General features: G+C 59.6%; 19 protein-coding genes and 1 pseudogene. 8 read left to right on the top strand and 12 right to left on the bottom strand.

Going from position 1 to position 21,270, the window contains the following annotated elements; translation table 11 throughout:
• Positions 1-3: 3 nt before the first annotated feature.
• From AC3I65_RS05000 to rpsB, 10 genes are all read right to left on the bottom strand, one after another.
• On the bottom strand, positions 4-507 hold the full coding sequence (locus AC3I65_RS05000; protein WP_047227567.1) for an OmpH/Skp family outer membrane protein: 504 nt from the start codon (positions 505-507) through the stop codon (positions 4-6).
• A gap of 45 nt (positions 508-552) precedes the next feature.
• Complete coding sequence (gene bamA / locus AC3I65_RS04995; protein ID WP_047227566.1) at positions 553-2,928, bottom strand: outer membrane protein assembly factor BamA; 2,376 nt, start codon at positions 2,926-2,928, stop codon at positions 553-555.
• A 74-nt stretch (positions 2,929-3,002) separates the two neighbouring features.
• A complete protein-coding gene (gene rseP / locus AC3I65_RS04990; RefSeq protein WP_076386185.1) occupies positions 3,003-4,355 on the bottom strand; it encodes an RIP metalloprotease RseP in 1,353 nt (450 codons plus the stop codon).
• 52 nt (positions 4,356-4,407) lie between these two features.
• Positions 4,408-5,598, bottom strand: coding sequence for a 1-deoxy-D-xylulose-5-phosphate reductoisomerase (ispC, locus tag AC3I65_RS04985; RefSeq protein ID WP_488523510.1), 1,191 nt, complete (start codon positions 5,596-5,598; stop codon positions 4,408-4,410).
• A complete protein-coding gene (locus tag AC3I65_RS04980) occupies positions 5,595-6,401 on the bottom strand; it encodes a phosphatidate cytidylyltransferase (protein WP_047227564.1) in 807 nt (268 codons plus the stop codon). Before AC3I65_RS04980 ends, ispC begins: the two co-directional genes overlap by 4 nt.
• Complete coding sequence (gene uppS, locus AC3I65_RS04975) at positions 6,401-7,156, bottom strand: polyprenyl diphosphate synthase (RefSeq protein ID WP_047227563.1); 756 nt, start codon at positions 7,154-7,156, stop codon at positions 6,401-6,403. Before uppS ends, AC3I65_RS04980 begins: the two co-directional genes overlap by 1 nt.
• 13 nt (positions 7,157-7,169) lie before the next feature.
• On the bottom strand, positions 7,170-7,727 hold the full coding sequence (frr, locus tag AC3I65_RS04970; RefSeq protein WP_047227562.1) for a ribosome recycling factor: 558 nt from the start codon (positions 7,725-7,727) through the stop codon (positions 7,170-7,172).
• On the bottom strand, positions 7,724-8,467 hold the full coding sequence (gene pyrH, locus AC3I65_RS04965; RefSeq protein WP_024779012.1) for a UMP kinase: 744 nt from the start codon (positions 8,465-8,467) through the stop codon (positions 7,724-7,726). The genes frr and pyrH overlap by 4 nt, the downstream gene beginning before the upstream one ends.
• A gap of 210 nt (positions 8,468-8,677) precedes the next feature.
• On the bottom strand, positions 8,678-9,544 hold the full coding sequence (tsf, locus tag AC3I65_RS04960) for a translation elongation factor Ts (RefSeq protein ID WP_047227561.1): 867 nt from the start codon (positions 9,542-9,544) through the stop codon (positions 8,678-8,680).
• A 191-nt stretch (positions 9,545-9,735) separates the two neighbouring features.
• Complete coding sequence (gene rpsB, locus AC3I65_RS04955) at positions 9,736-10,473, bottom strand: 30S ribosomal protein S2 (protein ID WP_003198231.1); 738 nt, start codon at positions 10,471-10,473, stop codon at positions 9,736-9,738.
• A 350-nt stretch (positions 10,474-10,823) separates the two neighbouring features.
• On the opposite strand from rpsB, the gene map reads away from it, so the two are divergent.
• From map to AC3I65_RS04930, 5 genes and pseudogenes are all read left to right on the top strand, one after another.
• On the top strand, positions 10,824-11,606 hold the full coding sequence (map, locus tag AC3I65_RS04950; RefSeq protein WP_047227560.1) for a type I methionyl aminopeptidase: 783 nt from the start codon (positions 10,824-10,826) through the stop codon (positions 11,604-11,606).
• A gap of 42 nt (positions 11,607-11,648) precedes the next feature.
• Positions 11,649-14,351 (top strand): [protein-PII] uridylyltransferase, encoded by a 2,703-nt coding sequence (locus AC3I65_RS04945; protein ID WP_047227559.1) that lies wholly within the window; start codon positions 11,649-11,651, stop codon positions 14,349-14,351.
• A gap of 123 nt (positions 14,352-14,474) precedes the next feature.
• Positions 14,475-15,674: a succinyldiaminopimelate transaminase gene (dapC, locus tag AC3I65_RS04940; protein ID WP_488523509.1), complete on the top strand. Its 1,200-nt coding sequence runs from the start codon at positions 14,475-14,477 to the stop codon at positions 15,672-15,674.
• 187 nt (positions 15,675-15,861) lie between these two features.
• Positions 15,862-16,035 (top strand): annotated as a pseudogene (locus AC3I65_RS04935) (type II toxin-antitoxin system RelE/ParE family toxin); the annotation flags it as partial.
• Between the two features lie 10 nt (positions 16,036-16,045).
• Entirely contained in the window at positions 16,046-16,348 is a 303-nt protein-coding gene (locus AC3I65_RS04930; protein WP_419417670.1) for a Fis family transcriptional regulator, read from the top strand.
• A 260-nt stretch (positions 16,349-16,608) separates the two neighbouring features.
• Here the strand turns inward: AC3I65_RS04930 and AC3I65_RS04925 are convergent, their stop codons facing one another.
• The gene (locus AC3I65_RS04925; RefSeq protein WP_047227557.1) at positions 16,609-16,971 is read right to left on the bottom strand and encodes a DUF6124 family protein; all 363 of its coding nucleotides are present in this window, start codon (positions 16,969-16,971) and stop codon (positions 16,609-16,611) included.
• Between the two features lie 484 nt (positions 16,972-17,455).
• Here AC3I65_RS04925 and AC3I65_RS04920 point away from each other — a divergent pair, with 484 nt between their 5' ends.
• Positions 17,456-17,851, top strand: coding sequence for a type II toxin-antitoxin system PemK/MazF family toxin (locus AC3I65_RS04920; RefSeq protein WP_210643046.1), 396 nt, complete (start codon positions 17,456-17,458; stop codon positions 17,849-17,851).
• 9 nt (positions 17,852-17,860) lie between these two features.
• On the opposite strand, the gene AC3I65_RS04915 is transcribed toward AC3I65_RS04920, so the two are convergent.
• Entirely contained in the window at positions 17,861-19,507 is a 1,647-nt protein-coding gene (locus AC3I65_RS04915) for a Na+/H+ antiporter (RefSeq protein WP_488523508.1), read from the bottom strand.
• Between the two features lie 319 nt (positions 19,508-19,826).
• Between AC3I65_RS04915 and AC3I65_RS04910 the strand changes: the two genes are divergently transcribed.
• Both AC3I65_RS04910 and dapD read left to right on the top strand, forming a co-directional pair.
• Entirely contained in the window at positions 19,827-20,189 is a 363-nt protein-coding gene (locus AC3I65_RS04910) for an ArsC family reductase (RefSeq protein WP_076386191.1), read from the top strand.
• Positions 20,190-20,221: 32 nt separating this feature from the next.
• Positions 20,222-21,256 (top strand): 2,3,4,5-tetrahydropyridine-2,6-dicarboxylate N-succinyltransferase, encoded by a 1,035-nt coding sequence (gene dapD / locus AC3I65_RS04905; RefSeq protein ID WP_047227554.1) that lies wholly within the window; start codon positions 20,222-20,224, stop codon positions 21,254-21,256.
• The last annotated feature ends 14 nt before the right edge of the window (positions 21,257-21,270 follow it).

Below are 21,270 nucleotides of genomic sequence, written 5' to 3'. Positions count from 1 at the left end.
GGATTACTTCAGCTGATTCATGCGCTCGATAACCTGGCGCGTGATGTCGTACTGGGGTTTGACGTCAATCACTGCACCACGCTCGAACACCAGGTCAAAACCACCTTTCTTGATGACTTCTTCCACCGCCCGATCGAGCTTTGGCTTGAGCTGCTTGAGCATCTCGCGGTCGGCAACGGCTTTCGCTTCGTTCAGCTCCTTGGACTGGAACTGGAAGTCACGGGCCTTTTGCTTGAACTCAAGCTCCAGACGCTCACGCTCGCCCTGGGCCATTTTGTCGCCACCGGAAACCAGACGATCCTGGATACCCTTGGCGCTGCTCTCCAGGCTCTTGAGCTTGGTCAGCTGCGGGCCGAACTTCTTCTCGGCATCCACGGCGTATTTCTTCGCCGCGTCGGATTCCAGCAGGGCCATCTGATAGTTCAGTACGGCAATCTTCATGTCGGCAAAAGCCGGACCTGCGACCATCAAGGTCGCCAGGAGAACCAATTGAGTCAACTTACGCACGATGTACTCCTACAAAATCCATTGTCGTTATCTTGGGTCAGACGCTTAGAACGTCTGGCCGAGGGAGAATTGGAACACTTGGGTTTCAGCGTCATCCGGTTTCTTGATCGGCATCGCCAGGGCGAAGCTCAAAGGACCGAGCGCGGTGACCCAGGTCACACCCACGCCCACGGAACTTGCCATGTTGCTCAGGCTGATGTCGTTGCACTTGGTATTGGACCTGGTGCCGTCGGCGTTGGTGGTGTCCTCGCACGAAGAGTCGAATACGTTACCCACGTCCCAGAATACCGAGGTACGCAAGGAGCGCTGATCCTTGACGAACGGCATCGGGAACAACAGCTCGACACCGCCCTGGATCAGGACATTACCACCGAACGGCAGCGGATCCTGGTCCGGATCACGTATGGTTCCCGGGTTGGTGCCCCGGCTCGGCGTACTGCGCGGACCAAGAGTGCTGTCCTTGAAGCCACGGACCGAGTTGAAACCGCCGGCATAGTAGTTCTCGTAGAACGGCAAGCCGTCGGTGGAACCATAACCGTCGCCATAACCCAGCTCAGTGTGCAGGCGCATGGTGTAATTATCAGACAGCGGCTGGAACAGTTGGCCACGATAGTCGAGCTTGAAGAACGAGAGGTCGCTGCCAGGGGTGGTAGTTTCCAATACCAGGCTCTGGGAACGACCACGGGTCGCCAGCACACCTTTGTTCAGGGTCGATTCGGACCAACCGACAGACGCCTTGAAGTTCAGGTACTTGTCGCCTTCCTTTTCAACGAAGTCAAAAATCTCGTCAACGGTATAACGCCCGGTGCTGATCTCGTCCTGCTGGGCGGTGAGACCGAACGTCAGACGCGAAGTCTCGCTGATTGGATAACCCACGTTGACGCCTGCACCCAGGCTGTCCACGGCATAGCTGGAGATGTCGGAGTCGAGCTCGTCATAGTCAGTGGTGCGATAGAAGGCGTTGTAGCCCAGGCTCACACCGTCTGCAGTCCAGTAGGGGTCGACAAAACCGAAGTTGTAGCGGGTCTGGTATTCGCTGCGGGTCAAGCCAACGCTGACCCGGTTACCGGTACCCAGGAAGTTGTTCTGGGTGATCGAACCACCGAGGATCAGGCCGGCGCTCTGGGCGAAACCGACGCTGGCGGTGATCGAGCCGGACGCCTGCTCTTCAACGCTGTAGTTCACATCGACCTGGTCATCGACGCCCGGTACTGCCGGCGTCTCGACGTTGACTTCCTTGAAGAAGCCCAGGCGCTCCAGACGGGTCTTGGACTGGTCGATCAGGTAGGTCGACGCCCAGCCACCTTCCATCTGGCGCATTTCACGGCGCAGCACTTCGTCTTCGGACTTGGTGTTGCCACGGAAGTTGATGCGGTTGACGTAGGCGCGCTTGCCCGGATCCACGGCGAAGGTGATGTCGACGGTATGGTCTTCATCGTGCGGTTGCGGCACGCCGTTGACGTTGGCGAAGGTGTAGCCCTCGTTACCCAGACGACGGGTGATCAGTTCGGAAGTGGTGGTCATCAGCTTGCGCGAGAACACCTGCCCCTTCTGCACCAGCAGCAACGAGGTGACCTGGTCTTCCGGCACCTTCAGGTCGCCGCTGAGCTTGACGTCACGAACGGTGTACTTGTCGCCTTCGTTGACGTTCACGGTGATGTAGACGTGCTTCTTGTCCGGGGTGATGGACACCTGGGTCGAAGCGATGTCCATGTTGATGTAGCCGCGGTCCAGGTAGTAGGAACGCAGACGTTCCAGGTCACCGGAGAGCTTTTCACGGGCGTACTTGTCGTCGTTCTTGAAGAACGACAGCCAGTTGGTGGTCTTGAGTTCGAACAGGTCGATCAGGTCTTCATCAGGGAAAACGGTGTTGCCCACCACGTTGATGTGCTGGATCGCCGCCACGGTGCCTTCATTGATGTTGACCTTCAGGCCTACGCGGTTGCGCGGCTGCGGCACCACTTCGGTGTCGACGGTGGCCGAGTAACGGCCCTGGGCAACGTACTGGCGTTGCAGCTCGTTACGAACACCTTCGAGGGTGGCGCGCTGGAAGATCTCGCCTTCGGCCAGGCCGGACTGTTTGAGGCCCTTCATCAGGTCTTCAGTGGAGATCGCCTTGTTGCCTTCGATCTCGATACTGGCAACCGATGGACGCTCAACTACCGTGATGACCAGTACATTGCCATCACGACCCAGCTGGATATCCTGAAAGAAGCCGGTTTTGAACAGCGCGCGAGTGGATTCCACCAGACGCCGATCATCCGCCTGCTCGCCGACGTTTAACGGCAAGGCACCAAAGACACTACCCGCGGAGACCCGCTGGAGGCCATTGACGCGAATATCAGAGATAGTGAAGGACTCGGCGTGAACTTCGGCGATCATCAATACGGTGAGAACCGCAGTTAGCAGCAGACGTTTCATGAAGTCCTTTCTTATTCCAACTGGCAATAAACAAACTGCCGCAAAATGCGGCAGATTCGCAATTCAGCGAAGCGTTACAGACGACCCAGATCGTTGACCAAGGCAAGCAACATTACCCCGACCACCAAGCTGATACCGATCTGTATCCCCCAACCTTGCACCCTATCCGACAAGGGACGACCACGCGCCCACTCGATCAGATAAAACAACAAATGCCCCCCATCCAGTACCGGAATGGGCAGCAAATTCAGAACCCCCAGGCTAATACTCAGATAAGCAAGGAAATTCAGGAAATCAGCGACGCCCGACTGGGCAGAAGCGCCCGCCACTTTAGCAATGGTTATCGGTCCACTCAAGTTTTTTACCGAGAGCTCGCCGAACAACATTTTCTTGAGCGAATCGAGGGTCAGGATGCTCATGGTCCAGGTACGACGCGCGCCCTCGCCAATCGCCGCCAAAGGGCCGAAACTGACCTCGCGGATCATTTCCGGCGGCCAGTCGACAGCCTTGACGCCGGCACCCAGATAGCCGGTCGGCGCCTTGCTCTCGCCACGGGCGCCCAGGGTTACCGGGACGTCGATCGGCGCACCATCGCGCTCGACGCGCAGCACTATCTTGCTATCCGGACGTACACGAACCGAATCGACCACCTGCTGCCAGTCACTGACCGGCAGGCCATCGAGCGCCAGCAGCCGATCACCGGTCTTCAGGCCTGCAGCCTGGGCCGGGCCTTTCGGGTCGAGTTCGGCGAGTATCGGCGGCAAGGCCGGACGCCATGGCTTGATCCCCAGGGAACGGATCGGATCCGGCTCGTCGGCGCCCTTGAGCCAGTTGTCCAGGATCAGTTCGCGAGGCGAATCCACCGTGGAACCCTGCTCGCGCACCATCAATTGCAACGAACCGCTCTCACCCAGGCGACGCACCAGTTGCAGGTTGACCGCCGCCCAGCCCGATGTCGGCTCCCCATCGATGGCAACGATTTCCTGCCCGACACCCAGCCCGGCACGGGCGGCGACGCTGCCGGCCTCCACCCCACCGATGACCGGACGCACCTGCTCGCTGCCCAGCATGGCCAGGGCCCAGAAAAAAACCATGGCCAGCAAAAAGTTGGCTATCGGCCCCGCCGCCACGATGGCAATACGCTGACGGACGGTCTTGCGATTGAAGGATTGGTCGACCTGATCGGCCGGCACTTCACCTTCGCGCTCGTCGAGCATCTTCACGTAGCCGCCCAGCGGAATGGCTGCCACAACGAATTCGGTGCCCTTTTTGTCATGCCAGCGCAGCAGCGGCATGCCGAAACCGACGGAAAAACGCAGAACCTTGACGCCACAGCGCCGCGCGACCCAGAAATGACCGAATTCGTGAAAAGTGACCAACACCCCCAATGCAACCAGGGTGCCGACAATCATATAGAGCGCGCTCATCTGTTTTCTCCGCAATCCTGCCCAGGACAACCCTGGCTAACGTACCGCAGCCTCAACGCCCGTGGCGCTTCAACCATTGGCCCGCCAGCTCACGAGCCCTGGCGTCCGCCGTGAATACCGCATCGAGGTCATCGAGCGAAACCACAGCCTCGAGGTTCAAGACCTCCTCGATGATACTCGCGATCTCGAGGTAACGGACACGTCCGTCGAGAAACGCTGCAACCGCCACTTCATTGGCAGCATTGAGCATGGCCGGAGCACTGTTGCCTGCCTCAGCCGCTTGTCGCGCCAGACGCAGGCATGGAAAGCGCTGCTCATCAGGCGCCTGGAAATCCAGGCGGGCAATGGCGAACAGGTCCAGCGGCGCCACGCCCGAATCAATCCGCGCAGGCCAGGCCAGCGCATTGGCGATCGGAGTACGCATGTCCGGGTTGCCCAATTGAGCCAGCACCGAACCGTCTATGTAATCCACCAGGGAGTGAATCACGCTCTGCGGGTGAATCACCACTTCCACCTGGGACGGCTTGGCATCGAACAACCAGCAGGCCTCGATCAGTTCCAGGCCCTTGTTCATCATGCTGGCCGAATCCACGGAAATCTTGCGCCCCATGGACCAGTTCGGGTGAGCACAAGCCTGCTCGGGTGAAACATGCACCAACTCTTCCAGCGGAGTCTGCCGGAACGGACCGCCGGAAGCCGTCAGTAAAATCCGCCGGACCCCCACTGCGCCCAGGCCGCGGGAAAAGTCCTGCGGCATGCATTGAAAAATCGCATTGTGCTCGCTGTCGATGGGCAGCAGCACCGAACCGCTTTTGCGCACGGCCTGCATGAACAGCGCGCCGGACATGACCAGTGCTTCTTTATTGGCCAGCAGGATTTTTTTGCCTGCCTCTACCGCCGCCAGCGTTGGACGCAAACCCGCCGCGCCGACAATCGCCGCCATCACCGCGTCGACTTCAGGATCGGAGGCGACCTGACACAACCCTTCCTCCCCCACCAGGACACGGGTAGGCAAGCCCGCCGCGCGCAAGTCGTCCTGCAAGGCGCGGGCAACGCCAGCCTCAGGCACCACGGCGAAACGCGGGGTATGGCGTATGCACAGCGCCAGCAGCTCACTCAAGCGAGTAAAACCACTGAGGGCAAATGCCTGATAGCGCTCCGGGTGACGGCCGATGACATCAAGCGTACTCAGGCCGATCGAACCGGTAGCACCCAGGACGGTAATTTGTTGAGGGCGACTCACGATGCCGCCATCCATAGCAGCACGGCAAAGATCGGAATCGCAGCGGTCAGGCTGTCGATGCGATCCAGCACGCCACCATGGCCGGGCAGCAGATTACTGCTGTCCTTGATGCCGGACTGACGCTTGAACATGCTTTCGGTCAGGTCGCCGACCACCGATACAAATACGATGAGAGCAGCCCCAAACAGGCCCATCAGCAACTGCCCGGCACTCCACTCCCGCACGACGCCGACCACCGCTGTGATCACCAGGCTCAAGGCCAGGCCTCCATAGACCCCTTCCCAGCTCTTGCCGGGACTGACCTTGGGAGCAAGCTTGCGCTTGCCAAACGCCCGTCCGGAGAAATAGGCACCGACATCCGCCCCCCAGACCAACACCATCACAGCCATGATCTGCCAGTTGCCCAACGGGCCTTGCTTGATCCAGATCAGCCCTTGCCAGGCCGGCAGCAGGATAAGCAGGCCAATCACCAGCTTCGCGGCAGCACCTGCCCAATGATGCGTGGTGCGCGGATAGGTCAACACCAGGAAGGTCGCCGTGGCCCACCACAATACCGCTGCCCCCAGAACCCAGGGCGCGATACCCGGCACCAGGTACATGACGAACAGCATCGCCGCCACGGCCACGGCATAGGCCACGCGCGCAGACTGCGCCGGGAAGCCCGCCAAGCGCGCCCACTCCCATGCCCCCAAGGTCACGACCAATCCGATGAACAGCGCAAAACTGGCACCTTCAAGCAGGAAAAATCCACCCAGGGCGATGGGCAACAGGATCAGAGCGGTGATGATTCGTTGTTTAAGCATTAAACCCGGGCTCCAGCTTCGATCTGCTCGCTCGTTTTACCGAAACGACGCTGACGGGAAGCGAAATCGGCCAGCGCCGTGCGCATGGCTTCGTGTTTGAAGTCCGGCCAGAACAGGTCGGAGAAATACAGCTCGGCGTAAGCCAGCTGCCAGAGCAGGAAGTTACTGATGCGATGCTCGCCACCGGTACGAATGCACAGGTCCGGCAACGGCAAGTCGCCAGTGGCCAGACAGGTCTGCAGCAGCTCAGGCGTGATGTCTTCCGGCCGCAGATGCCCGGCCTGGACCTCCCGCGCCAGCCGCTGGGCTGCCTGGGCGATGTCCCATTGGCCGCCATAGTTGGCGGCAATCTGCAGGACGAACCGATTGGCACCCGCCGTGGCGGCCTCGGCTTCGCGCATCGCAGCCTGCAACTCGGGATGAAAGCGCGAGCGGTCACCAATGATGCGCAGGCTGATGCTGTTGTCGTTGAGGCGCTTGGCCTCACGCCGCAGAGCCTTGAGGAACAGATCCATCAAGGCGCTGACTTCATCGGCCGGACGCTGCCAGTTCTCGCTGGAGAAGGCGAACAGGGTCAGCACCTCGACCCCGGCCTCGGCACACACCTCGATGACCGCGCGAACTGCATCGACCCCCGCCTTGTGCCCGGCCACGCCAGGCATAAAGCGCTTCTTGGCCCAGCGATTATTGCCATCCATGATGATCGCCACGTGACGCGGAATCGCAAACGGCACGGCCTGTTTGGTCTTTTCCATGAAAACGAGACCCTTATACGGCCATCAGGTCTTTTTCTTTCTGCGCCAAATCCGCATCGATCTTAGCCACGTACTTCTTGGTCAGATCATCAATCTCGCCAGCGGCGCGACGCTCTTCGTCTTCACTGATTTCCTTTTCCTTGACCAGATCCTTGAGCTGGCTGTTGGCATCACGACGGATGTTGCGCACGGCAACGCGAGCGTCTTCAGCCACATCACGGGCCTGCTTGGTGAAGCCCTTACGGGTTTCCTCGGTCAGGGCAGGCATGGAAATCAGCAGCAACTCACCCAGGTTGGTCGGGTTCAGGTTCAGGCCGGCACTGCCGATGGCCTTGTCGACCGCGCCCAGCATGTTGCGCTCAAAGGCAACGACTTGCAGGGTCCGGGCATCCTTGACGGTGATGTTGGCCACTTGCTTGATCGGCGTATCAGCGCCGTAGTACGGCACCATCACGCCTTCGAGAATGCTTGGGTGCGCCTGGCCGGTACGAATGCGACCGAAGTTGTGTGCCAGCGATTCCACGGATTTCTGCATGCGCTCTTGAGCGTCTTTCTTGATTTCGTTGATCATTGTTGTACTTCCTCGATCAGTGTTCCTTCGGCGCCGCCATGCACGATATTCAGCAGGGCGCCGGGCTTGTTCATGTTAAAGACGCGCAGCGGCATCTTGTGGTCGCGGCACAGACAGATAGCCGTCAGGTCCATGACACCCAGCTTGCGATCCAGTACTTCATCGTAGGTCAGATGATCGAACTTCTCGGCATGCGGATCTTTGAACGGGTCAGCGGTATAGACGCCATCGACCTTGGTTGCCTTGAGCACGACATCGGCATCGATCTCGATCGCTCGCAAGCAGGCGGCCGAATCCGTGGTGAAGAACGGATTGCCGGTGCCGGCGGCAAAAATCACCACTTCCTTGGCATTGAGGTGGCGCATGGCTTTGCGGCGGTCGTAGTGATCGGTCACGCCGACCATGGAAATGGCCGACATTACGATGGCCGAGATATTGGCACGCTCCAGCGCATCGCGCATAGCCAGGGCGTTCATCACAGTGGCCAGCATGCCCATGTGGTCGCCCGTAACCCGATCCATGCCGGCCGCGCTCAGCGCTGCGCCGCGGAACAGGTTGCCGCCGCCGATGACCAGGCCGACCTGAACGCCAATTCCGACCAACTGGCCGACTTCCAGCGCCATGCGATCCAGCACTTTCGGATCGATCCCGAACTCTTCCGAGCCCATCAGGGCCTCGCCGCTAAGCTTGAGTAGAATGCGTTTATAGCGAGCCTGATAACCACTGCCCTGCTGAGCCATTGCGAATCTCTCCTGCGGCGTATTTTCGAAAATTCTTTCAGGCTGTTTGCAGCCTGCGTTCACTCTAGCTTGACGCTGACACAGCGCCATCGAAACACGGCTTTGTAAGCCAGTTCCGACAGGAAACCAATAAAAATCGGCATCCCATCCAAAAAGAGGCTGCGCGCGTAAGCGGGCAGCCTCTTCAGGGCGACAGTTAAAAAAACCGTCTTATTGCTTGGAAGCAGCCGCTACCTGAGCAGCAACTTCGTCAGCGAAGTTGTCGACTGGCTTCTCGATGCCTTCACCTACCGCAAAGCGAGTGAAGGAAACGATTTCAGCGCCGCCTTTCTTGGCCAGGGCACCCACGGTGATTTCCGGGTCCTTGACGAAAGCTTGCTCAACCAGGCTGGCTTCAGCCAGGAACTTGCTGATGCGGCCGCCGATCATTTTTTCAACGATTTCAGCTGGCTTGCCTTTCATCTTGTCTTCGTTGAGGCTCATGAACACGGCTTTTTCGCGTTCGATGGCTTCAGCGGAAACTTGCGATGGCAGCAGGAACTCAGGGTTGCTGGCCGCTACGTGCATGGCGATGTCCTTGGCCAGTTCAACGGAACCGCCCTTGAGGACAACTGCAACACCGATCTTGTTACCGTGCAGGTAAGTACCGACCACGTCACCTTCAACGCGAGCCAGACGACGGATGTTGACGTTCTCGCCGGTCTTGCCGACCAGAACCAGACGATCAGCTTCACGAGCTTCGATCAGCGGAGCGACATCAGTCAGTTTGTCAGCAAAGGCTTTTTCGACGCTGGCAGCGACGAATGCCTTGAAGTCATCCTGCAGAGCCAGGAAGTCGGTCTGGGAGTTGACTTCCAGCAGAACGGCGACCTTGCCGTCGTCCTTGATGGCGATGGCGCCTTCAGCGGCGACGTTGCCGGCTTTCTTGGCAGCCTTGATGGCGCCCGAAGCACGCATGTCATCAATGGCTTTCTCGATGTCGCCGCCAGCCTTGGTCAAGGCCTTCTTGCAGTCCATCATGCCTTCGCCGGTACGCTCGCGCAGTTCTTTGACCAACGCTGCAGTAATCTCTGCCATTTCAAAATCCTCTTGGATAGGTTTTCAACCATTCCACCCGATTGAACGGGCGTGCAATTCTTCCCGAGCCACCCTTGTTAGCCGCTGCACGTTACAGATGCTGTAGCTGCGCTGCTGACAAATGGTTTTCGAGGTGGCAAAAAGGGGGCCAAGCCCCCTTTTTGCTTACTGAGTCAACGCCAGGGCGTCAATTACTCAGCGGCTGCTGCCGGAGCTTCTTCAGCGAAGACTTCGGTGCCGCCATTAACATTGTTGCGACCACGGATAACAGCGTCAGCCATCGAACCCATGTACAGCTGGATGGCGCGGATGGCGTCATCGTTGCCTGGGATGATGTAGTCAACGCCTTCCGGGCTGCTGTTGGTATCGACAACGCCGATGACCGGGATACCCAGCTTGTTGGCTTCGGTGATCGCGATGCGCTCGTGGTCAACGTCGATCACGAACAGTGCGTCAGGCAGACCGCCCATGTCCTTGATACCGCCCAGGGAGCGGTCCAGCTTCTCAAGATCGCGAGTGCGCATCAGCGCTTCTTTCTTGGTCAGCTTGGCGAAAGTACCGTCTTCGGACTGCACTTCAAGGTCACGCAGACGCTTGATGGAAGCGCGAATGGTCTTGAAGTTGGTCAGCATGCCGCCCAACCAGCGGTGATCGACGTACGGCGAACCGCAACGTGCTGCTTCTTCAGCAACGATCTTGCCAGCGGAACGCTTGGTGCCGACGAACAGAATCTTGTTTTTGCCCTGGGCCAGGCGCTCTACGAAGGTCAGTGCTTCGTTGAACATCGGCAGGGTTTTTTCAAGGTTGATGATGTGGATCTTGTTACGCGCGCCGAAAATGTACTTACCCATTTTCGGGTTCCAGTAACGGGTCTGGTGACCGAAGTGCACACCGGCCTTCAGCATATCGCGCATGTTGACTTGGGACATGATAGTTCCTTGATAAGTCGGGTTTGGCCTCCACGTATCCCAATGACCAACCAGCGGCCTATATAAGCCGAAGGCACCCAGGTCATCGTGTCGACACGTGTGTGGATTTAAGCTTGCGGGGTCATCCCCGGAAAGCGGCGCATTTTATACCACAGCAAGGGCGAAAACGGAACACGGATTCTGAAAACCCCTGTGGAAGGGGTTTTATCCCCTCGCCACAGAGTTCCATCCAGGCGATAGGGTTCATTGCGCTGATCGTCTGTTAGAATCGCCTCTTTCAGGGCCGCGCTGCTCATCATCCGCCGCCTATTTCGTTTTGAACAGCGCCGCCGGGCGCAGAGAGAGCCTGTATGACCGTCACCCTCAAGACCCCCGAGGACATCGCAAAAATGCGTGTCGCCGGCAAACTCGCCGCCGACGTGCTGGAAATGATTGCCGAACACGTCAAGCCGGGCGTTACCACCGAAGAACTGGACCGGATCTGCCACGACTACATCGTCAACGAGCAGAAAGCCATTCCTGCCCCGCTCAACTATAAAGGCTTCCCCAAGTCGATCTGCACCTCGATCAACCACGTGGTCTGCCACGGCATCCCCAACGAAAAGCCGTTGAAGGATGGCGACACCCTGAACATCGACGTTACCGTCATCAAGGATGGTTACCACGGTGACACCAGCCGCATGTTCCATGTCGGCAACGTGCCGGAATGGGCCCAGCGCCTGTCGAAAGTCACCCAGGAATGCATGTACATGGCCATCGAACTGGTGAAACCGGGCTGCCGCCTGGGAGACATCGGTGAAGTGATCCAGAAACACGCGCAGAAGAACGGCTTTTCGGTGGTGCGCGAATTCTGCGGCCACGGTATCGGCAAAGTGTTCCATGAAGAACCGCAGATCCTGCACTACGGCCGTGCCGGCACCGGCATGGAGCTGCAAGCGGGCATGACCTTCACCATCGAGCCAATGATCAACCAGGGTCGCGCCGACACCAAGGTACTGGGCGACGGCTGGACCGCCATCACCAAGGACCGCAAGCTGTCGGCCCAGTGGGAACATACCTTGCTGGTTACCGAGACTGGGTACGAGATCTTCACCCTGCGCAGCGATGACACCATCGCTCGCGTTTCCGCCTGATCCACAACCCAGCTATAGATAGAAAGAAAGGAAAGCCATTCGATGCCGCAGGTGGATCCCGAACTCTTCGACCGCGGCCAGTTCCAGGCTGAACTGGCCCTGAAGGCAAGCCCCATATCGGCCTTCAAGAAGGCGATCCGCCAGGCTCATGAAGTGCTCGACCAGCGCTTTCGCAGTGGCCGGGATATTCGCCGGCTGATCGAAGACCGTGCCTGGTTCGTCGATAACATCCTGCAAAAGGCCTGGGAGCAGTTCAACTGGAGCGAAGATGCCGACATTGCCCTGGTGGCGGTGGGCGGCTATGGGCGCGGTGAGCTGCACCCTTACTCCGACATCGATCTGCTGATCCTGCTGGACAGCGCCGACCATGAAGTTTTCCGCGACTCCATCGAGCGTTTCCTGACACTGCTGTGGGACATCGGCCTGGAAGTCGGTCAGAGCGTGCGCTCGGTGCAGGAATGCGCCGACGAGGCCCGCGCCGACCTGACGGTGATCACCAACCTGATGGAAAGCCGCACCATCGCCGGTCCCGAGCGCCTTCGCCAGCGTATGCTCGAAGTCACCAGCACCGCGCACATGTGGCCCAGCAAGGACTTTTTCCTGGCCAAGCACGCCGAACAAAAGGCCCGCCACCACAAGTACAACGACACCGAATACAACCTGGAACCCAACGTCAAAGGCTCCCCTGGCGGATTGCGGGACATCCAGACCATCCTGTGGGTTGCCCGTCGCCAGTACGGCACCCTGAACCTGCGCGCCCTGGCTGGCGAAGGCTTCCTGGTGGAAAGCGAAAATGCCCTGCTGGCCTCGTCCCAGGAATTCCTGTGGAAAGTGCGATACGCCTTGCACATGCTTGCCGGGCGCTCCGAAGACCGCTTGCTGTTCGATCACCAGCGCTCCATCGCGGGCTTGCTGGGTTTCGAGGGCCAGGATGCCAAGCAGTCCATCGAAAACTTCATGCAGCAGTACTACCGGGTGGTGATGAGCATCGCCCAGCTCAGCGAACTGATCATCCAGCACTTCGAAGAGGTCATCCTCGCCCCCGAAGACGAAGAACCGCCGCAGCCGATCAACTCACGCTTCCAGCTCCACGATGGTTACATCGAAGCGCGCAACGCCAATGTATTCCGCCGTACGCCGTTCGCCATGCTGGAGATTTTCGTGCTCATGGCCCAGCAGCCGGAAATCAAGGGGGTGCGCGCCGACACCATTCGCCTGCTGCGGGAAAACCGTCACCTGATCGATGACGACTTCCGCCACGATATCCGCAACACCAGCCTGTTCATCGAGCTGTTCAAGTGCAGGATCGGGGTGCATCGCAACCTGCGGCGGATGAACCGCTACGGCATTCTGGGGCGCTACCTGCCGGAGTTCGGTTTCATCGTCGGTCAAATGCAGCACGACCTGTTCCACATCTATACGGTCGATGCCCACACGCTGAACCTGATCAAGCACCTGCGGAAGTTGCAATACACCCAGGTATCGGAAAAATTCCCGCTGGCCAGCAAGCTCATGGGCAAGCTGCCCAAGCCCGAACTGATCTACATGGCGGGGCTTTACCACGATATCGGCAAGGGTCGCCAGGGCGACCACTCCGAGATCGGCGCGGTGGATGCCGAGGCGTTCTGCCAGCGCCATCAACTGCCGGTATGGGACAGCCGGCTGATCGTCTGGCTGGTGCAGAATCACCTGGTGATGTCGACCACCGCCCAGCGCAAGGACCTGTCCGACCCGCAAGTGATCCACGACTTCGCCCAGATCGTCGGTGATGAAACACGTCTGGATTACCTCTACGTGCTGACCGTGGCCGATATCAATGCCACCAACCCGAGCCTGTGGAACTCCTGGCGCGCCAGCCTGTTGCGCCAGCTCTACACCGAGACCAAGCGTGCCCTGCGCCGCGGCCTGGAAAACCCGGTGGACCGCGAAGAGCAGATCCGTCGCACCCAGACTGCCGCCCTGGACATCCTGGTGCGCGGCGGCACCGATCCGGACGACGTCGAACAGCTCTGGTCGCAGTTGGGCGATGACTATTTCCTGCGCCACACTGCCGGCGACGTCGCCTGGCACAGCGACGCGATTTTGCAGCAACCGGCCGATGGCGGGCCGTTGGTGCTGATCAAGGAAACCACCCAGCGCGAGTTCGAGGGCGGCACGCAGATTTTCATCTACGCCCCAGACCAGCACGACTTCTTCGCCGTGACTGTGGCGGCGATGGACCAGCTCAACCTCAACATTCACGACGCCCGGGTCATTACCTCCAGCAGCCAGTTCACCCTCGACACCTACATTGTGCTCGACACCGATGGCGATTCGATTGGCGACAACCCGACGCGGGTCAAACAGATCCGCGACGGTCTCACCGAGGCCCTGCGCAACCCGGCGGATTACCCGACCATCATCCAGCGCCGGGTCCCGCGCCAGCTCAAGCACTTCGCCTTCGCTCCCCAGGTAACGATCCACAACGACGCCCAGCGTCAGGTCACGGTGCTGGAGCTCAGCGCCCCGGACCGCCCTGGCCTGCTGGCGCGGGTCGGGCATATATTCCTGGAGTTCGACCTGTCGTTGCAGAACGCCAAGATCGCCACCTTGGGCGAACGGGTGGAAGACGTGTTCTTCATCACTGACGCGCATAACCAGCCGCTGTCCGATCCGCAGCTGTGCAGCCGCTTGCAGGACGCGATTGTCCGGCAGTTGAGCGTCAACCAGGAACCTGATGCTCACCTGACACGGATCAGCATCTGAACGAACAAATTTCCCCCTGTGGGAGCGAGCCTGCTCGCGATGACGGCAGAACATCCAGCACAGATGTTTCCTGACATACCGCTATCGCGAGCAGGCTCGCTCCCACATTGAAAGAGGCCCCCGATGAACAACGCTCTGAACCAGTTGCAGCCCTACCCGTTCGAAAAGCTCCGCGCCCTGCTGGGCAGCGTCACGCCCAACCCGGACAAACGCCCGATCGCGCTGTCCATCGGCGAGCCCAAGCACCGCTCGCCAAGCTTTGTGGCTGAAGCCCTGGCCAGCAATCTGGAAAAAATGGCCGTGTACCCGACCACCCTCGGCATCCCGGAATTGCGTGAAGCTATCGCGGGCTGGTGCGAACGCCGCTTCAACGTGCCGAGCGGCTGGCTGGACCCGGCGCGCCACGTGCTGCCGGTCAATGGCACCCGTGAAGCGCTGTTTGCCTTCACCCAGACCGTGGTCAACCGTGGCGACGACGCCCTGGTGGTCAGCCCGAATCCGTTCTATCAGATCTATGAAGGCGCCGCGTTCCTGGCCGGAGCCAAGCCACACTACCTGCCGTGCCTGGACGACAACGGCTTCAATCCGGATTTCGATGCGGTCTCGCCGGACATCTGGAAACGCTGCCAGATCCTGTTCCTGTGCTCACCGGGCAACCCGACCGGTGCGCTGATCCCGGTGGATGTGCTGAAGAGGCTCATTGCCCTGGCCGACGAGCACGACTTCGTGATTGCCGCGGACGAGTGCTACAGCGAGTTGTACTTCGACGAACAGACCCCGCCACCAGGGCTGCTCAGCGCCTGCGTCGAGCTCGGCCGCCAGGATTTCAAGCGCTGCGTGGTGTTCCACAGCCTGTCCAAACGCTCCAACCTGCCAGGCCTGCGCTCCGGTTTCGTGGCCGGCGATGCGGACATCCTCAAGGGCTTCTTGCTGTATCGCACCTACCACGGCTGCGCGATGCCGGTTCAGACCCAACTGGCGAGCATCGCCGCATGGAACGACGAAGTGCACGTACGGGCCAACCGCGCGCTGTACCGGGAAAAGTTCGACGCGGTACTGGAAATCCTCAGCCCGGTACTGGACGTGCAACGCCCCGACGGTAGCTTCTACCTGTGGCCGAACGTAGCGGGCGATGATGCGGCGTTCTGCCGTGACCTGTTCGAACAGGAACACGTGACCGTGGTACCGGGCTCGTACCTGTCCCGCGAAGTGGATGGCGTCAACCCAGGCGCCGGACGCGTGCGCATGGCCTTGGTCGCGCCATTGGCTGAATGTGTGGAAGCGGCGGAGCGGATTCGCGCGTTCATTCAGCGTCGGGGTTGATGGCTGCACCAGGACTTGAGCGAACTGCTGTTGTGGCGAGGGGATTTATCCCCGCTGGGCTGCGCAGCAGCCCCAAGCAGTGCTCTGACACACCGCAGTCTTGGGGCCCTGTACAAATTCTCGGTGACTCCCGGGTTGCGCAATGCACCTATTTCGGTACACTCCATTCATGGTTGATATCGCCCCCAAACTGGACACTGGGCTATGGGAGGTCAGGATTGACCTTGGAGATACCATCGCCCGCGTTCTTTTCACTGTGGTGGGCTTTGACATGGTTCTACTCCACGCTTTCATAAAGAAAAGTCAAAAAACGCCAACCACCGACATGGCAACCGCCAAGCAGCGCAAAGCAAGACTATGAGGCACAGCAAATGAACAAGCACATCGGATCTGATTTTGACGACTTCCTCGCCGAGCAAGGTATCGCCGAAGAAGTTTCCGCAGCTGCGCTCAAGCGCGTTATTGCCTGGCAGATTGCCGAAGCAATGAAACTTCAGAAAGTGACCAAAAAGGGCCTTGCACAGCGGATGCACACCAGTCGCACTGCTGTTGATCGTGCGTTGGATCAGAACGATGCAGGAATGACGCTGGCAACGCTTGCCAGCGCAGCGCGTGCGTTGGGTCAGAGAGTGGAAGTGCGGCTGGTTCCTGAGCAGGAAGAGGCTCACGCATAAGCGCTGTTGTGGCGAGGGAGCTTGCTCCCGCTGGGCTGCGTAGCAGCCCCAAGCAGTCAACTCAATCTGCCTGATGTATTCCGTTTGATCGTTCCCACGCTCTGCGTGGGAATGCATCCCGTGACGCTCTGCGTCACATCCCCGAATTGGAACGCGGAGCGTCCCTGGCGGCATTCCCACGCAGAGCGTGGGAACGATCCATATCGATACCGGATCCTGTGGGAGCAAAGCTTGCTCGCGATGAGGACGGCACTATTACATCAAGCCCGAAGCTCTACCCGATCCAGGCACTTGTTCGCCAACAACATCCCCAACTCAATCATCTGGGCCACTCCCAATGCTACATGTCGTCGCGAGCCGTCCTGATCGAAGGCAAGGTCATTGAGCATTGCATTGGCCGAAGCCAGGGTTTCGCTGAGATTGGCCAGCAACACTTCGGTGTCGATACCGTCAGCCACAGTGAATAGCTGTACTGAGGGCTTGGGTTCTGACTCGCTGTCGTCAGGTTTGAGATAGTGATCCAGCACACGATCAGCGGCTTCTTGCAGTTTTTCGGGTGCGTAATCGCCGTAGGGGAAAGTGGATGCGGGCTTTGGTGCGTTTTGAGTCTCTTTGTTGTCCATCAAAATTGCTCCCTAGAGCTGAAGTATGTAAAGCCCCGCGCTTGGATAGCGCAGAAGCCCGTGCTCCTAGAGGTTTTGTTCGGATTCTCACGTCCGGTCGCTGAATTGGCAGCGACACCCAGAGGCTAGAGCCCTCGCTTCCGACGGACAACCTTAAAAACTTGTCGGAAACTTCGGCGTGTCTGACAGACCACGGTCTGTCTGCTCAGACAAGAAAAGACATAAAACGTACCGCGAACGCCAAGCCACTGATTTCGCTTACTTTGTACACCGAAAGATCTCATTCAACCCTGTTACGAGGGTTCAAGCTGGCTTGAATTCGCTATCCCCTGTAGCCATAATCCTCCCCGTCACCAGCGAAAGCTGGCAGGAGTCTGGGTCCCTCTCGAGGTTGACCCAGCGGCGCAGAAAGGGCGAAGCAAGCTCAACTGCGTGTCGATTGAAGCCGCCTTCGGGCGGCTTTGCTTTTTTATGAGGATAAGGAATGCCTCTTTATTACCATCCCAAGCAAGGCGATGTTCTTCTTTGCGACTTCACGCGGGGCTTTGTTGCGCCTGAAATGCTGAAGATCCGCAAGGTGGTGGTGATCTCTCCTACTGCCACACACAGTCGCAAGCTCTGCACTGTGGTGCCGATTTCCTCCACAACTCCACAAACTCAGCAGGACTGGCACCACCTGCTCCGCACCAACCCCCTCCAGTCCGATGGCTACAAAGAGCTGTGGGTGAAGTGCGACATGATTTATACCGTGAGTTTTGAACGTCTGGACAAGCTGCATAAAAAGACTCGATCCAAGGGCCGAGAGTACTTCGTTCCTCGCCTGGGCTCTGAAGACATGCAAGGCGTGATCGCCGGTGTGAAGGCCTACCTTCCGCTCTAACCCCAACCGTTATTTACCCAACCCCAAATTCGCCTCCGCCAGATCCAACTCCCCCAGCACCTCTCGCAGCACATCATCCCCAATCTGGTGATGACGGCTGAGGCGATACAACTCCAGCCGCTGCGCCCGATAGGCCTTCAAGCGCAGCCGGCGTTCCAGCAGGTCCATCTCAAACGCCAGCGCCTGGGCTTCGGCGGAGTCGTTGAACACCTCCAACTGATGGCGATATTCAGACATCAACCGCGCCTTGACCTCGGTCGCCAGCGCCGCTTGGGTCGCGTCGGGCGCGCTGGCAGCCTCGCTCGTTTCGTCCACTTCCAATGCATGGATCGCCGCTTCAGCAGTTTTGCGCCAGGCATCGCGCACTTCGTGGCGGCGCTTGTCATCGGGGCTTTTCTCGATACCTCGCAGCAGCAATGGCAGGGCGATGCAGGCGGCGATCAATGACAGCAGAATCACCCCGGCGGCAATGAAGATCAGCAAGTCTCGCTCGGGAAACGGCTCACCCGCCGCCAACAGCATCGGCACCGACAGCACGCCCGCCAGTGTCACCGCTCCGCGCACCCCGCCGAAGGTCAGCAACCAGCAGGAGCGCGCAGTCGGCACGAGCGTCAGCTCGCCCTTGCCACGCCAGCGGCGCAATAGCCCGGACAGGCGCCAGGTGCTTTGCACCCAGACAAACCGCAGCACCAGCAACACCAGGAAAATCGCCACCACGTCCAGGCAGCGGTAGAACAGCGTCGGCCACAATGTGGTTTCGTGGCTGGTCACCGCCTTGGCGATGTCCGGCAATTGCAGGCCCAGCAGCAGGAAGATCAAGCCGTTGAAGGCGAACTCCAGCAGTGACCAGACGCTGCGGTTGAGCAACCGCGTGCCGGTCTGGCGCGGCAGCAGGTCGAGCCAGCTCTGCATCATGCCGGCCGCCACTGCCGAGAGAATCCCCGAAGCGCCCAAACGTTCAGCCAGCACATAGGCCGCGAATGGCAACAGCAACATGAACACTACGTGGGTGGCCGGGTCGTCCCAGCCGCGCCCGATCATCAAGGCCCGCATACGGCCCACCAGCCAACTCAAGGCCACGCCGACCAGCAGTCCACCGATCGCCACCAGCACGAAGGCCAGGCTCGCGTTGGCCAGGGAAAACACCCCGGTGATGGCCGCCGCCAGGGCGAACTTGAAGGTGACCAGACCCGAGGCGTCGTTCATCAGCGCTTCGCCCTGGAGCATGTGCATCAGGGGGGCGGGCAAGCGGTCGCGAGCAATCGCCGACACCGCCACCGCGTCGGTCGGCGACAGGACCGCCGCCAGGGCAAACGCCACCGGTAGCGGGATGCTCGGCAGCAGCCAGTGAATGAAATAACCGGCGCCCACCACCGTAAACAGCACCAGCCCCACCGCCAGTGTCAGGATCGGCCCGCGCAGGCGCCAGAATTCGCGCTTGGGCATACGCCAGCCGTCGGAGAACAGCAGCGGTGGCAGGAATAAAAACAGGAACAACTCCGGATTGAGCGTTACATGCAAACCCAGGGATGGCCAGGCCAGCAACGCCCCTGCGCCGATCTGCACCAAGGGCAACGGCAGCGGAATCAACCGTCCGATCAGCCGTGAAACACCCACCAGCGTCAACAGAATCAGCACGGTATAAGCGCTTTGCATAACGAGTTTCCATTTACAGCGACACACATCCGGCAACAGCTTGCCGTTGAAGTGCCATATTAACCGCCTAGCATTAACTTGGCCGCTACACCTATGTCGCAGTCAGCCCTGTGGAATGAGCCTGTGGGAGCAAAGCTTGCTCGCGATGAACGATGGCGCAGTCTTGCAGTTGAACCGTGTCGCCTGTATCGCGAGCAAGCTTTGCTCCCACAGACTCGCCCACAGGTTTGGGTGCATGCCGATCTGGCGTCGCGAAACCGTCCGGTCATGGCATAATCCTTGACCTTTTATTTCCAGCACCTGCAAAGGGGGCAATTCCTTGACCGATTCAAGTAAAACGTTGCACCTTTTCGGTATCAAAGCCTGTGACACGATGAAAAAGGCGCGCACCTGGCTCGATGAACACGCTGTGCACTACGACTTTCACGATTACAAGACCGCCGGCATCGACCGTGAGCACCTGACCCAATGGTGCAACGAGCATGGCTGGCAAGTGGTGTTGAACCGTGCCGGTACGACCTTTCGCAAACTCGACGACGAACGCAAAGCCGATCTCGACCAGACGAAAGCCATCGAACTGATGCTCGGCCAACCCTCGATGATCAAGCGCCCGGTGCTTGATCTCGGTGACCGAACCCTGATTGGCTTCAAGCCAGATATTTATGCGGCAGAGATCAAGTAAGCCTGCCCAGTCCATTTTGTAGAGGTAATTTCATGTCCAATACTCTGTTCAGCCTGGCCTTCGGTGTCGGCACGCAAAACCGTCAAGGTAGCTGGCTGGAAGTGTTCTACGCCCAACCGTTGCTCAACCCTTCGGCCGAGATCGTCAAGGCCATCGCGCCGATTCTGGGCTATAGCGAAGGCAACCAGGCCATCACCTTCACCACCGCACAGGCTTCGCAACTGGCTGACGCGCTCAAGGGCGTCGATGCCGCGCAAGCCGCGCTGCTGACCCGTCTGGCCGAGAGCCACAAGCCGCTGGTCGCCACTCTGCTGGCTGAAGACGCCCCACTGAGCTCCACGCCCGAGGCCTACCTCAAGCTGCATCTGTTGTCGCACCGTCTGGTCAAGCCTCACGGCCTGAACCTGACCGGTATTTTCCCGCTGCTGCCGAACGTGGCCTGGACCAGCCAGGGCGCAATCGACCTGGGCGAACTGGCCGAGCACCAGCTCGAAGCCCGTCTGCGCGGCGAGCTGCTGGAAGTGTTCTCGGTGGACAAGTTCCCGAAAATGACTGACTACGTGGTCCCGGCCGGCGTGCGTATCGCCGATGCCGCACGGATCCGCCTGGGCGCCTACGTGGGCGAAGGCACCACAGTGATGCACGAAGGTTTCGTCAACTTCAACGCCGGCACCGAAGGGCCGGGCATGATCGAAGGCCGTGTATCGGCTGGCGTATTCGTTGGCAAGGGGTCTGACCTGGGCGGCGGTTGCTCGACCATGGGCACCCTGTCGGGCGGCGGCAACATCGTGATCAAGGTCGGTGAAGGCTGCCTGATCGGTGCCAACGCCGGCATCGGCATTCCGCTGGGCGACCGCAACACCGTGGAGTCGGGCCTGTACGTGACCGCCGGCACCAAGGTGGCGCTGCTGGACGAGAACAACCAACTGGTCAAGGTGGTCAAGGCCCGCGAGCTGGCCGGCCAGCCCGATCTGCTGTTCCGCCGCAACTCCGAGACCGGCGCGGTGGAATGCAAAACCCATAAATCGGCCATCGAACTGAACGAAGCACTGCACGCCCACAACTAAGCCGCTTCACACCA

Source organism: Pseudomonas sp. N-1-13 (assembly GCF_057787095.1).
Note: the sequence above shows the minus strand (reverse complement) of the source record. Positions and strands in the feature narration are given on the sequence as shown.

Bases quoted from the DNA above. Each gene is read 5' to 3' on its own strand.
- map (WP_047227560.1), top strand. From the start codon at position 10,824: ATGACCGTCACCCTCAAGACCCCCGAGGACATCGCAAAAATGCGTGTC.
- AC3I65_RS04945 (WP_047227559.1), top strand. From the start codon at position 11,649: ATGCCGCAGGTGGATCCCGAACTCTTCGACCGCGGCCAGTTCCAGGCT.
- rseP (WP_076386185.1), bottom strand. From the start codon at position 4,355: ATGAGCGCGCTCTATATGATTGTCGGCACCCTGGTTGCATTGGGGGTG.
- AC3I65_RS04980 (WP_047227564.1), bottom strand. From the start codon at position 6,401: ATGCTTAAACAACGAATCATCACCGCTCTGATCCTGTTGCCCATCGCC.
- AC3I65_RS04915 (WP_488523508.1), bottom strand. From the start codon at position 19,507: ATGCAAAGCGCTTATACCGTGCTGATTCTGTTGACGCTGGTGGGTGTT.
- dapD (WP_047227554.1), top strand. From the start codon at position 20,222: ATGTCCAATACTCTGTTCAGCCTGGCCTTCGGTGTCGGCACGCAAAAC.
- AC3I65_RS04930 (WP_419417670.1), top strand. From the start codon at position 16,046: ATGAACAAGCACATCGGATCTGATTTTGACGACTTCCTCGCCGAGCAA.
- dapC (WP_488523509.1), top strand. From the start codon at position 14,475: ATGAACAACGCTCTGAACCAGTTGCAGCCCTACCCGTTCGAAAAGCTC.
- frr (WP_047227562.1), bottom strand. From the start codon at position 7,727: ATGATCAACGAAATCAAGAAAGACGCTCAAGAGCGCATGCAGAAATCC.
- rpsB (WP_003198231.1), bottom strand. From the start codon at position 10,473: ATGTCCCAAGTCAACATGCGCGATATGCTGAAGGCCGGTGTGCACTTC.
- bamA (WP_047227566.1), bottom strand. From the start codon at position 2,928: ATGAAACGTCTGCTGCTAACTGCGGTTCTCACCGTATTGATGATCGCC.
- AC3I65_RS04920 (WP_210643046.1), top strand. From the start codon at position 17,456: ATGCCTCTTTATTACCATCCCAAGCAAGGCGATGTTCTTCTTTGCGAC.
- pyrH (WP_024779012.1), bottom strand. From the start codon at position 8,467: ATGGCTCAGCAGGGCAGTGGTTATCAGGCTCGCTATAAACGCATTCTA.
- tsf (WP_047227561.1), bottom strand. From the start codon at position 9,544: ATGGCAGAGATTACTGCAGCGTTGGTCAAAGAACTGCGCGAGCGTACC.
- uppS (WP_047227563.1), bottom strand. From the start codon at position 7,156: ATGGAAAAGACCAAACAGGCCGTGCCGTTTGCGATTCCGCGTCACGTG.
- AC3I65_RS04925 (WP_047227557.1), bottom strand. From the start codon at position 16,971: ATGGACAACAAAGAGACTCAAAACGCACCAAAGCCCGCATCCACTTTC.